Below are 12,302 nucleotides of genomic sequence, written 5' to 3' on the forward strand. Positions count from 1 at the left end.
GGCCGCCCGCCTCGCCAGCCCGCCGCACGCCATGCCGCCCGCCCCCGCGGCCGCGGCCGACAACCCCTTCGAGCGCTGCAACCGCTGGCTGCTCGACACCGCGCTCGCCTGCGGCGGCGAACGCGTCTGGCTGCTGTGCCTGTGGGACGGGCGCCGCGGCGACGGCGCCGGGGGCACCGCGCATATGGTCGAGGAGGTAAGCCGCCACCGCGGCCACGTCCTCCACATCGACACCCGCGAGCTGCGACCGCACGATCCGGCTGGCAGCCCCCCGCTGCCGGACTAGGCTGAATCGAGCCGGGCGCGGCAGGCCCGCAATCCGAAGGTCCAGCGCAGACCCCTCATGACCGCGACGGCGGCCACGCCTGGGAGATCGCCGCGCTGGCCCCCCGGCCAACGCGGCGATCTCCCAGGCGTGGCCTGCTCGGGCTGGGCGAGCGCCTGCGGCGGATCCGCGACGCGATCTGAGCCCCCGCCCCCGACCGGGGGCGCGCTGCGCGCGATCAGCCGCGCACGCCCCCGCGCAGGAAGCGCCCGGTGTCGAGGAAGTGCAGGGTCTGGATCAGGCAGGCGCGCGACCACAGCATCTGCATGTGGGTGACCGGCAGCACGGTGTGGTCGCGCGCGCCCGGCCAGCGCGTCTCGGCCACCGTCACCATGCCGTCGTTGGGCTTCTCCATGCCGGGCACGATGCGCCCCATGCCGACCGGGCGGTTGCCGGCGACCACGCCGATCTCGTAGCCGGGCGGCACCTCGGGCAGCGGCCGCGCCAGCCACTGCGGCAGCACGCGGCCGAGCGCGCCGCGCAGAAGCGGGACGCGCAGGATGCGCTCGCCCGCATGGGACCCGCAGCACGGCGAACCGAGCAGGACCACGCGGCCGATGCCTTCCGGATGATGGCGGGCGAGCATGTTCAGCACGACACAGCCGCCCAGGCTGTGCCCGACCAGATGCAGCGGCCGGCGGCCGAGCGCGGCGATGTGCGCCGCAAGATCATCTGCCGCGCCGTCGAGCGAGCCGAGCAGCGAATGCCATGAGAACACCCGGCTCTCGCGCCCCATGCGGCGCAGCTCGCGACGGTGCGCGGAAAACACCACGCCGTGCATCCACAGGCCGTGGACGAAGAGGATCACGGACTCCGCGCCGGCTACCACAAGCGCCCCCGCGTTCCACGCACAAGACAGGCAGGGGCACCCTGCAGGAAAGGGGGCGTCCCTCTCCTTGCGCGCACTTCATGCAAATCCTGCAGCTCGACACACCGGAAAAATCTCAATATTTGAGATCTATATTCACATATTGACATGGCTTTCCTCAAACCCCAGCATTCATGGCTTTAATCGATTATCCAGTTTGGATTCCACCCAGCCGCGTACCGGACAAATGCGAGTCCTCGAGAGCCGCAGGCAGCCTGTCGGTACCCAATGAAGGAACTACACTCCATGTCCAACCAGCCCGCAACCCCCCTCCGCCGCCGCATCCTCGCGACAGGCCTCGCCCTCGCCGCTTTCGCACTCGCCGGATGCTCGGGCGAACAGAAAGGCACGCAACCCGCGACCACAGCGACGAACCAGAAGCTGGTGATCAAGGTCGGCCACGCCGCCACGGAGTCCAACACCGGCCACAAGGGGCTGGTCGAGTTCAACCGCCTGCTGGGCGAAAAGACGGGCGGCCGCATCAGCCTGGAGATCTACCCCAACTCGCAGCTCGGCAGCGAACGCGAGCTGATCGAAGCGGTGCAACTGGGCAGCGTCGGCATGACCTTCGTGTCCTCGGCCCCGCTGGGCGGCTTCAAGAAGGAGTTCTTCGCCCTCGACCTGCCCTTCGTGTTCAAGGATCGTCCCACCGTCTACAAGGTGCTCGACGGCGAACCCGGCCAGTACCTGCTGAAGAGCCTCCAGGACATCAACATCCAGGGCCTCGGCTTCTGGGAGAACGGTTTCCGCCAGCTCAGCAACAGCAAGGTGGCGGTGAAGACGCCGGATGACCTGAAGGGCATCAAGATGCGCACGATGGAGAACGAGGTCCACCTCGCCGCCTGGAAGGAGCTGGGTGCCAACCCGGCGCCGCTGGCCTTCGGCGAGCTGTTCACCGCGCTGCAGCAGGGCACCTTCGATGCCCAGGAAACCCCGATCAACCTGTTCCGCGACATGAAGTTCTTCGAGGTGCAGAAGTTCATCACCAAGACCGGCCACCTCTACTCGCCCTTCGTCATCCTGATGAGCAAGCCGCTCTACGACGGTCTGAGCGAGGCCGACAAGCAGGCCATGGCCGAAGCCTTCGAAGCCGCCAAGGCGTACCAGCGCGACCTCGCGCAGAAGAGCGACGCCGAGGCCGAAGCGCAGATGACCGGCATCACCTTCACCGAATTGAGCGACGCCGAGAAGGAAGCCTTCCGCGCCAAGATGGGTCCGGTGTACGACCTGGTGAAGAAGAAGGCCGGCGAGGAAATCGTCAAAAAGGTGCTGCAGGCCACCAACTAAGCCTGCGACGCCCCGGCTGCGTGCGGCCGGGGCGCCGTCCTTTCGGCCCCGGCGTTCGTCCGGCGTGGCCCGCGACCCCGAGAGACCCCATGCTCAAGAAACTCGATGATCACTTCGAGGAGGCACTGATCGTCCTGCTGATGGCAGCGATGACCGTCCTCATCGTCGTGCAGATCTTCATGCGCTACGTCGTCCAGGAATCCCTGACCTGGTCCGAAGAACTGGCCCGCTATATCTTCGTGTGGGCGACCTACCTCGGGGTGGCCTACGGCGTGAAGAAGAATGCCCACATCTGCGTGGAGGCGGTGACCGGCTACCTGCCCGCCCGCATCAGGGAGATCACCTACATCGTGGCCCAGGTGGTGTTCCTGCTGTTCGCTGCGCTGGTGGTCAAGGAAGGCTTCGTGCTGAGCATGAAGATCTTCAAGTTCGGCCAATCGTCGGCGGCGCTCGGCATGCCGATGGGGGTGATCTACCTGGCGCCGACGGTCGGTTTCGCGCTCGTGTTCATCCGCCTCGTTCAAAACATCGTCGCGGGATTCAAGCGCCTGCGCACCTTGGGGGTGGCAGCATGATCTCCCTGATCCTGTTCGGGCTGTTCGCCCTGCTGATGATCGTGGGCGTGCCGATCGGCATCTCGCTCGGCATCGCGGCGATGGCGGCGCTCGGCTACGGCGGCGTGGTCGACAGCAGCTATCTGGCGCAGAGCCTGGTGACCTCGATCGACTCCTTCCCGCTGATGGCGGTGCCCTTCTTCATCCTCGCCGGCGACCTCATGGGCCACGGCGGCATCTCGCGCCGCCTGCTCGAAGTCGGCGAGATCCTGTTCGGCCGTTACACCGGCGGCCTCGGCCTGGTCGCCGTGGCCACCTGCATGTTCTTCGCCGCGATCTCGGGCTCGGGCCCGGCGACGGTGGCGGCGATCGGCGGCATCCTGTTCCCGGCCATGCTCCAGCGCGGCTACGACCGCAACTTCTCGGTCGGCCTGGTCGCGTCCGCAGGCTGCATCGGCGTGGTGATTCCGCCCAGCATCCCGATGGTGATCTACGCCACCTCCTCCGGCGCCTCGGTGTCCAGCCTCTTCCTCGCGGGGGTCGTCCCGGGTGTGCTGATCGGCGTGGTGCTGATGCTGATGAGCTGGTTCATCGCGCGCAAGGCCGGTTACCACGGCATCGAGCGCAGCTACACCGGCGCCGAGATCTTCCGCATCCTGTGGGACGCCAAGTGGGCGCTGCTGGTGCCGGTGATCATCCTGGGCGGCATCTACGGCGGCATCTTCACCCCGACCGAAGCCGCGGCGGTGGCGGTGGCCTACGGCTTCTTCGTCGGCGTTTTCGTCTACAAGGACCTCAAGCTCGCCGATGTCTACAAAGTGCTGGCACACTCCGCCCTGACCTCCGCGACGGTGATGGTGATCGTCGGCACGGCGACGGTGTTCGGCCGCGTGCTGGCGATCGAAGGCATCCCGGTCAAGCTGGCCAACGAGATCGTGGCCCTGACCAGCGATCCGATCATGATCCTGCTGCTGATCAACGTGCTGTTCCTGGTGGTCGGCTGCTTCATGGAGACGCTGGCGGCGATCATCATCCTGACCCCGATCCTGCTCCCGGTGGTGCTGAAGGTGGGCGTCGATCCGGTGCATTTCGGCATCCTGATGATCGTCAACCTGGCGATCGGGATGGTCACCCCGCCGATGGGCATCAACCTGTTCGTCGGCTCGCGGGTCGGCAACGCCCAACTGGAAGGCGTCATTCGTGGCGCGACGCCCTTCCTGCTGTCGATGATCGTGGTGCTGCTGGTATTGACCTATGTGCCGCAGATCACCCTGTGGCTGCCCAACCTGATGAAGTGATCGCAACGCTGTCGAGAGAGCCGAGCCGATGACCGCACTGAATGCCTCTTCCGCTGCCGCGCTGGAAGCCCTGACCGCCGTTTTCGGCGCCGACGTGCTCCCCGGCGATGCCAGTCCGAAGTACCTGCAGGACTGGAGCGGCTGCGCCGGCGGCCAGCCGCTGGCGATCCTGCGCCCGCGCAGCACCGACGAACTGTCGCGCATGCTGGCGATCTGCCACGCCCACGGCCAGGCGGTGGTGCCGCAGGGCGGCCTCACCGGCCTGTGTGGCGGCGCGGTGCCGGCCGGCGGCGAGGTGGTGGTGTCGCTCGAGCGCATGAACCGCATCGAGCGCATCGACATCGATTCGGGCACCGTCATCGTCGAGGCCGGCGCGATCCTGCAGACGGTGCAGGAAGCCTGCCGCGACGCCGGCGCGCTGCTCGCGGTCGACCTCGGCGCGCGCGGCTCCTGCCAGGTGGGCGGCAACGTGTCGACCAACGCGGGCGGCAACCGGGTGATCCGCTACGGCAACACCCGCGACCTGGTGCTCGGGCTCGAGGTGGTGCTCGCCGACGGCACGGTGTTGAGCATGCTCAACCAGATGGTCAAGAACAACGCCGGCATGGACCTCAAGCATCTCTTCATCGGCAGCGAGGGCGTGCTCGGCATCGTCACCAGGGTGGTGTTCAAGCTGCAGCCGCTGCCCAAGGGCGTGAGCACCGCGGTGGTCGCACTGCACGACTACCCCGCCGCGCTGCGCTTCCTGCGCCATGCGCAGCAGAGCCTGTCCGGACAGGTCAGCGCCTTCGAGATCATGTGGAACGACTACCTGGTCACCGCCGTCGCTGCCGGCAAGCTGCGCGCGCCGCTCGACACGAACTATCCGGTGTACGTGCTGATCGACATGCACTGCGGCCAGCCGGAGACCGACGCCGGGCGCTTCGAGGCGATGCTGGAACAGGCCATCGAGGCGGGCTGGATCCTCGACGGCGCGGTGGCGCAGTCGGTGGCCGAGGCCGAAGCCTTCTGGGCGATCCGCGATGGCGTCGCCGAAGTGCTGCGCGACTATGCGCCGACGCTCAACTTCGACGTCTCGGTGCCGATCGCGCAGATCGGCGAGTGCGCAGCGCGCATCCGCACCGAGCTCGACCGCGACTGGCCGGCGCTCAAGGCGCTGTTCTTCGGCCACGTCGGCGACGGCAACCTGCATGTGGTGGTGTGCAAGGTGCCGAGCGACCACGACAGCCAGATGCGCATCGAGGACGCGGTGTATTCGGTGGTGCGCAGCTACGGCGGCTCGATCTCGGCCGAGCACGGCATCGGCACGCTCAAGCGCGACTGGCTGCACTACTCGCGCAGCGAGGCCGAGCTGGCGCTGATGCGGACCTTGAAGCACACCCTGGATCCGAAGAACATCCTCAATCCAGGCAAGCTGATCTGAGCGTTCAGTCCTTGCCCGGTGCGCCGAGCTCCGCGCTGATGGCGCGTGCGGTGTTGCGAACTTCGTTGATCAGTCCCTGCATGCGCTGGCGGTCCATGTACTCGCGGGCCGATGAAACGCTGACCGCCGCGACGATACGCTGGCTGCCATCGCGGATGGGTGCGGCGACGCAGCGGATGGCGCCTTCGTTCTCGCCGAAATCCTCGGCGTAATCGAGCCCGATGTAGCTGCGCATCCTGGCCATCCATTGGGCCATGGCGTCGGGGTCGGACTCGCCGCCGAACTCCTTGCGATAGCAGTGCCGCCAGAAATCTTCACTGCGGTCAAGGATCAGGGCCTTGCCCACGCCGGTGGAGCACACCGGCTTGCGCCCACCGACGCGGGAACTGATCTCCACCGGGCGCTTGCCCGCGATCTTGTCGAGGTAGGTCACCTCATCGTGGACCAGCGCGGCAAGATGGATGGTGTCGTACGTCCGGCTGGCGAGTTCCTCCAGGTAAGGCCGGGCCAGCTTGCGAAGATCGGCCTCGCGATAGCCCGCAAAGCCCAGCTCGATGAGCTTCTGGCCGAGGCTGTAGCCCTTGCGCGGCTCGAACTTGAGGTAGTTGCGATCGGCCAGGGACGAAGCGAGACGATGGGTGGTGCTGAGGCTGAGGCCGGTCTGTGCGGCGATTTCGGCGACCGTGCGCGCACCCTCCGCGATCGCCTCGAGAATGTCGAGTCCCCGCAGCATGGTCTGCCCCTTCGTGGGGGCATCGGCGTTCAGGGCGCGTGATTTCGAGGAAGTCATGCTGCGTCGACGTGGCGCGGGTCGGGTGGAGGTGGAAGGCAGCATGGCACCGCAAGCGCCTGCGCTTGGCGAAATTGTTGCACACCGGTGCAGCCGCCGCTCGATTCGAGCGCCCCGCCCGAGGGGTTGCCGTCGCACGGCGCGCTCAGTTGCCCTTCAACTGCCGCGCCGTCAGCGAGGGATTGTCGCCACTGTACGCGGCCTTGATCGCGTCCCAGGCTTCCTCGGCGGTCTCGGCGTAGTGGAACAGGTTCTTGTCCTCGGGGCTGATCACGCCGTGCTCGACCAGCACGTCGAAGTCGATCAGGCGCTGCCAGAAGTCGCGCCCGATCAGCACGATCGGGCGGCGGCGGATCTTGCGCGTCTGCGTCAGCGTCAGCACCTCGAAGAGTTCGTCGAGCGTGCCCAGCCCGCCGGGGAAGCTCACCAGCGCCACCGCGCGCATCAGGAAGTGCATCTTGCGGATCGCGAAGTAGTGGAACTGGAAGCACAGCTCGGGCGTGATGTAGGGGTTGGGCGCCTCCTCGAAGGGCAGGAAGATGCTCATCCCCATGCTGCGCCCGCCGGCCTCGAAGGCGCCGCGGTTGCCCGCCTCCATGATCCCCGGGCCGCCGCCGGTGGCGACGATCACCGGCTCGCCGAGCGCCTCGGACTCGCGCGTGACCAGCTCGCCGAAGCGGCGCGCCTCCTCGTACCAACGCGCGTTCTTCACCATCTGACGCGCGCGCGCGGTCGCCGCCTCGTCGCCGCTCGCCAGCGCGTCGCGCAGCATCGCCTCGGCCACGTCCGGCGCCTTGAAGCGCGCGCTGCCGAACACCACCACGGTCGATTCCACCCCCTGCTCCTGCTGCACCAGCTCGGCCTTGAGCAGCTCGAGCTGCAGCCGCACCGGGCGCAACTCGTCGCGCAGCAGGAACTCGGTGTCGGTGAAGGCCATGCGGAAGGAGCTGCCGGGGCCGTCGTAGCGGCCCTGCGGCTGCGCGGCCTTGGCCTCGTCTTCGGCAGAGGGGAAGTTGCGGGCGCGCAGGGGGGAATTCTTGCTCATCGGTCAATCCGTCCGGTTCGGGGAGCCGCATCATCGCATCCGCGCGTGACGGGACGCGAGCCCTGTCCCCGGTTCAGCGCCCGTCCCAGCACGCGACGGACGCGGTCGACACCCCCTGTTCCAGCGCGGCTCGCGTCTGGGCCTCCAGTGCGCGCAGGAAGCCCGGCCGCGCCTGCAGCCGCTGCCAATACGCCAGGGTCGCCGGCTTGAAGCGGTCCTGCAGGCCGATGTCCGTGGCCAGCATCAAGGCGTAGCCGACCGCGACGTCGGCCGCGGTGAATCGCCCCGCGCACAGGAACTCGTGGGTTTCGAGCCGGGGTTCGAGCGTGCGCAGACGCGACAGGAACCAGCGCGTGTAGTCCTCGGCCGCCTGCGGCAGGCGGCGCTCGGGCGGCTCGAAGCGGCCATAGCGCAGGATCAGGGTTTGCGGAAAGGTCAGCGTGGCTTCGCCGAAGTGCAGGTAGTTGAGGTAGGCGCCGAAATCCGCTTCGTCCACACCGACATCGAGCGCGCGCGGCGAATGGCGCGCCGCCAGGTACTGGCAGATCGCAGCCGACTCGCTCATCCACACGTCGTCCTCCAGGAAGGCGGGGATGGTGCCGAGCGGATTCACCGCGAGGTACTCCTCGTCGCGGCTGCGCGGCGGAAAGGGCAGCACTTTCAGCGCGTAGGGCAGCCCGAGCTCTTCCAGCATCCACAGCGCGCGGAAGGATCTGGCATTGATGCAGTGATAAAGGGTCGTCGTCATCGGCGTTGCGCTCCGGAGAATAGCAGTCACAGCCCCGCACTCGGGATGTGGGAAAGGATTGAAACGATGGCAGGAACTCAACCCAGCAGCGCCACCGACTTGATCTGCGCCCACATCCGCCGCCCCGGGCGCAACCCGAGCTGCTCGGCGGCGCGGCGGGTGATGCGCGCCAGCAACGCGGTGCCGCCCGCGTCCAGGCGCACCAGCACGTGGGCGGGGGTGTCCGCACCGACGACCTCCTCGACGATCGCCGGCAGCAGGTTCTGGATGCTGCTGCCCTCGACCAGGTGGTCGGCGAGGCTGACATCGCGCGCGTGGATGCGGAAACGCAGGCGGCGGCCGGGCGGCGCGGGCTGGCGCTGCACCCACACCGCGCCGCCGGGGAAGTCCAGCCGGGTGAGGTGGTAGTGGTCGTCGTGCTCGGCCACCGTGCCGTCGACCACCACGCCGGCGTCCTCGGTGAAGGCGGTGGGCAGGTCGAGCCGCGCCATGGTGGCGTGCAGCTCGCCCGCGGCCATCGCCTTGCCCTCGCCGAGCATGACCACGTGGTCGGCCAGACGCACGACTTCGTCGGGCGCGTGGCTGACGTAGAGCACCGGGATGTCGAGCTCGTCGTGCAGGCGTTCGAGGTAGGGCAGGATCTCCTGCTTGCGGCGGTGGTCGAGCGCGGCGAGCGGCTCGTCCATGAGCAGGATGCGCGGACTGGTGAGCAGCGCGCGCGCCATGCCGACGCGCTGGCGCTCGCCACCGGAGAGGCGGTCGGGCATGCGTTCGAGCAGGGCCTCGATGCCGAGCAGGGCCACCGCGTGGTCGAGCGGCACGCGGCGCGCGGCGGCCGGGATGCGGTGCAGGCCGAACTCCAGGTTGCGCCGCACCGACAGGTGGGGGAACAGGCTGGCCTCCTGGAAGACGTAGCCGAGCGCGCGGCGGTGGGTAGGCACCAGGATGCGACGCGCGTCGTCCTGCCAGCACTCGCCATTGACCACCAGGCGACCGCGCGCCGCCGGCTCCAGCCCGGCGACGCAGCGCAGCAGCGTGGTCTTGCCCGAGCCGGAGTGGCCGAACAGGGCGGTGACGCCGCGCCCGGGCAGGCGCAGGTCGACATCGAGGCGGAAGCCGGCGTAGTCGACGGCGAAGCGCGCCTCGATGCCGGCGGCCGGGCGGGCGCAGCCCGCGGCGGCGCCGGTTGCGGTGCCTGCGGCGCCTGGCTGCGGAACATCGGCCATCAGCCCACACCTCCGCCTGCGTGGCCGCGCCGCCGGCCGTAGAGCGCGAGCAGCACCACGAAGCTGAAGGCCAGCATGCCGGCCGACAGCCAGTGCGCCTGGGCGTATTCCAGCGCCTCGACGTGGTCGTAGATCGCCACCGAGACCACCCGCGTACGCTCGGGGATGTTGCCGCCGATCATCAGCACCACGCCGAACTCACCCACGGTATGGGCGAAGCCGAGGATGGTGGCGGTGACGAAGCCCGGCCGCGCGAGCGGCAGCGCGACGTTGAAGAAGCGGTCCCAGGGCCCGGCGCGCAGCGTGGCGGCGACCTCGAGCGGGCGGCGCCCGATGGCCTCGAAGGCGTTGGCGAGCGGCTGCACGACGAAGGGCAGCGAATACACCACCGAGCCGACCACCAGGCCGGCAAAGCTGAACGGCAGCAGGCCGAGGCCGAGCGCCTCGGTGAGCCTGCCCACAGGCCCGTTCGGCCCCATCGCCACCAGCAGGTAGAAGCCGATCACCGTCGGCGGCAGCACCAGCGGCAGCGCCACCACCGCCCCCACCACGCCCTTCCAGCGCGAGCGCGTGCACGCCAGCCACCACGCCAGCGGCGTGCCGAGCAGCAGCAGCACCGCGGTGCTGGCCGCGGCGAGTTCCAGGGTGAGGCGGATGGCGGACCAGTCGGCGCCGCTCAGGGTGGGCATGGTGGGTGAATGAAGGAGGCAGGATCGTCGCGGCAGCGCGCGCGGGTGGCGGCGGGCCCCATTGTGCCGCGCCGGGGAGCACTCGTGTAGGCGCGACGCAAGTCGCGATCCCGCGTGTCCCGAGACGCGACGGTTTTCGTGGGAGCGACGCAAGTCGCGATCCCGCATGTCCCGAGACGCGACGGCTTTCGTGGGAGCGACGCAAGTCGCGATCCCGCATGTCCCGAGACGCGACCGTTTTCGTGGGAGCGACGCAAGTCGCGATCCGGCAGCGCCGCTACGCGGCCCCCGCTCACCGCCCCGCGGACACGGCCGGCAGCTCGAAGCCGTAGCGCCGCAGCACCGCGCGCGCGGACTCGCTGCCGATGAACTCGGCAAAAGCCGTGGCGAGCGGCTTGCCGGCGGCAGCGCGGGTGAGCATGAAGCCCTGCTCCAGCGGCTCGTGCAGGCCGGCGTCGATCAGCGTGTAGCCCCCCTGCGCGGCCAGCGTCGGGTTGAGCGCCAGCGACAGCGCGATGATGCCCACCGCGGCGTTGCCGGTCTGCACGAACTGCGCGGTCTGGGCGATGTTCTCGCCCTGCACCAGCCTCGGCTGCACCGATTCCCACACGCCGGCGGCGCGCAAGGCCTCCTCGGCGCGCTTGCCGTAGGGGGCGTGGCGCGGGTTGGCGATGGCGATGCGGCCGATCGCCGGGTCGGCGAGATCCTTCAGTTCGAGCATGCGCGCGTCGCGCGTCGCGCTCCACAGCACGATGCGTCCGAGCGCGTAGGGCCGCGTCGCACCGTGGGCGAGGCCCTCGGTCTCGAGCGCGCGCGGGTAGGCGATGTCGGCGGAAAAATACAGGTCGAAGGGCGCGCCCTGGCGGATCTGCGTGGCGAACTTGCCCGAGGAGCCGTAGACGACCTCGACGGTGTCGCCCGGATGCGCGCGGCCGAACTCGGCCACGATCTCGTCGAGCGCGAACTTGAGGTCGGAGGCCGCCGCCACCGTGATGCGCTCGCCCGCCGCGGCGTGGGGTCCGAATACGCCTGCGGCCAGGGCGAGCAGGGCACCCAGCACACGACGGCGCAGGGGCAAGTTGGACAGGCACATCGATCGTTCTCCTCCAGTTGAACACTTGGCCTGCAGCGTTACGCCAGCACAGCCGACACGGCAGGCCGACACCGCGGCCACATGAGACCGCGACTTGCGTCGCGCCTGCAAGCCCCCCGGCGCACCGGAGGCTGGAGACGCGACGGGGGCTGGAGATGCGACGGTTCTTGTGGGAGCGACGCAAGTCGCGAGCGGGCGGCGCCGTCATGCGCTTGCGTTCGCTTCGCCGCTGCAATCGCGACTCGCGTCGCTCCTACAGTGCAGCTCGACCGTACGAGACGGGAATTCACGCAGCCGCGGCGGTTTTCGTGGGAGCGACGCAAGTCGCGAGCGGGCGGCGCCGTCATGCGCTTGCGCTCGCTTCGCCGCTGCAATCGCGACTTGCGTCGCTCCTACAGTGCAGCTCGACCGTACGAGACGGGAATTCACGCAGCCGCGGCGGCTTTCGTGGGAGCGACGCAAGTCGCGAGCGGGCGGCGCCGTCATGCGCTTGCGTTCGCTTCGCCGCTGCAATCGCGACTCGCGTCGCTCCTACAGTGCAGCTCGACCGTACGAGACGGGAATTCACGCAGCCGCGGCGGTTTTCGTGGGAGCGACGCAAGTCGCGAGCGGGCGGCGCCGTCATGCGCTTGCGCTCGCTTCGCCGCTGCAATCGCGACTTGCGTCGCTCCTACGAGAATCCTCGTCACCGCTCTTCGCGGGCGCCTCACGCCTCAGGCCCAAGCAGGCTCCCCTGCACGAAGCGCCAGATCAGCGTCGATGCATCCGGCCCCTGCGGGTCGCTGAAGTGCTCGCCGGCGGCGCCGCCGCTCCAGGCATGGCCGAGGCGCTCGACCTCGCATAGGCGGACGCACACCCGGCGCCGCACACGCCAGTCGGTCACCGTCATCGCGTGGCGCGCCCCGCGCTGCACCCGGCGCGGATCGGCGGCGCGCGCGCCGAGCGCGGAGATCGGA

11 protein-coding genes and 2 pseudogenes are annotated in these 12,302 nt (G+C 69.1%); 5 read left to right on the top strand and 8 right to left on the bottom strand.

Annotation, left to right across the window (positions count from 1 at the left end):
- Positions 1 to 286 (top strand): annotated as a pseudogene (locus C665_RS14775) (hypothetical protein); the annotation flags it as partial.
- Positions 287 to 503: 217 nt separating this feature from the next.
- On the opposite strand, the gene C665_RS14780 reads toward C665_RS14775, so the two are convergent.
- Positions 504 to 1,133, bottom strand: a complete 630-nt coding sequence (locus tag C665_RS14780) for an esterase/lipase family protein (protein ID WP_231570627.1) — start codon at positions 1,131 to 1,133, stop codon at positions 504 to 506.
- A gap of 306 nt (positions 1,134 to 1,439) precedes the next feature.
- Here C665_RS14780 and C665_RS14785 point away from each other — a divergent pair, with 306 nt between their 5' ends.
- From C665_RS14785 to C665_RS14800, 4 genes are all read left to right on the top strand, one after another.
- Positions 1,440 to 2,480, top strand: a complete 1,041-nt coding sequence (locus C665_RS14785; RefSeq protein WP_004318960.1) for a TRAP transporter substrate-binding protein — start codon at positions 1,440 to 1,442, stop codon at positions 2,478 to 2,480.
- An 89-nt stretch (positions 2,481 to 2,569) separates the two neighbouring features.
- Positions 2,570 to 3,055, top strand: coding sequence for a TRAP transporter small permease (locus C665_RS14790; RefSeq protein WP_004318962.1), 486 nt, complete (start codon positions 2,570 to 2,572; stop codon positions 3,053 to 3,055).
- Positions 3,052 to 4,332: a TRAP transporter large permease gene (locus tag C665_RS14795; protein WP_004318964.1), complete on the top strand. Its 1,281-nt coding sequence runs from the start codon at positions 3,052 to 3,054 to the stop codon at positions 4,330 to 4,332. The genes C665_RS14790 and C665_RS14795 overlap by 4 nt, the downstream gene beginning before the upstream one ends.
- A gap of 28 nt (positions 4,333 to 4,360) precedes the next feature.
- Positions 4,361 to 5,755, top strand: a complete 1,395-nt coding sequence (locus C665_RS14800; RefSeq protein WP_004318975.1) for an FAD-binding oxidoreductase — start codon at positions 4,361 to 4,363, stop codon at positions 5,753 to 5,755.
- Positions 5,756 to 5,759: 4 nt separating this feature from the next.
- Here the strand turns inward: C665_RS14800 and C665_RS14805 are convergent, their stop codons facing one another.
- From C665_RS14805 to C665_RS14835, 7 genes and pseudogenes are all read right to left on the bottom strand, one after another.
- Positions 5,760 to 6,488, bottom strand: a complete 729-nt coding sequence (locus C665_RS14805) for an IclR family transcriptional regulator (protein ID WP_004318977.1) — start codon at positions 6,486 to 6,488, stop codon at positions 5,760 to 5,762.
- A 202-nt stretch (positions 6,489 to 6,690) separates the two neighbouring features.
- Positions 6,691 to 7,590: an LOG family protein gene (locus tag C665_RS14810; RefSeq protein WP_004318979.1), complete on the bottom strand. Its 900-nt coding sequence runs from the start codon at positions 7,588 to 7,590 to the stop codon at positions 6,691 to 6,693.
- 73 nt (positions 7,591 to 7,663) lie between these two features.
- Positions 7,664 to 8,338, bottom strand: a complete 675-nt coding sequence (locus C665_RS14815; protein WP_004318981.1) for a glutathione S-transferase family protein — start codon at positions 8,336 to 8,338, stop codon at positions 7,664 to 7,666.
- Positions 8,339 to 8,415: 77 nt separating this feature from the next.
- Positions 8,416 to 9,564, bottom strand: a complete 1,149-nt coding sequence (gene modC / locus C665_RS14820) for a molybdenum ABC transporter ATP-binding protein (protein ID WP_004318983.1) — start codon at positions 9,562 to 9,564, stop codon at positions 8,416 to 8,418.
- Positions 9,564 to 10,253, bottom strand: a complete 690-nt coding sequence (modB, locus tag C665_RS14825) for a molybdate ABC transporter permease subunit (RefSeq protein ID WP_004318985.1) — start codon at positions 10,251 to 10,253, stop codon at positions 9,564 to 9,566. Before modB ends, modC begins: the two co-directional genes overlap by 1 nt.
- A gap of 292 nt (positions 10,254 to 10,545) precedes the next feature.
- Complete coding sequence (modA, locus tag C665_RS14830; RefSeq protein WP_004318987.1) at positions 10,546 to 11,346, bottom strand: molybdate ABC transporter substrate-binding protein; 801 nt, start codon at positions 11,344 to 11,346, stop codon at positions 10,546 to 10,548.
- 706 nt (positions 11,347 to 12,052) lie between these two features.
- Positions 12,053 to 12,302: pseudogene (locus C665_RS14835) on the bottom strand (extracellular catalytic domain type 1 short-chain-length polyhydroxyalkanoate depolymerase); the annotation flags it as partial.

Source organism: Thauera aminoaromatica S2 (assembly GCF_000310185.1).
Lineage (GTDB): Bacteria > Pseudomonadota > Gammaproteobacteria > Burkholderiales > Rhodocyclaceae > Thauera > Thauera aminoaromatica.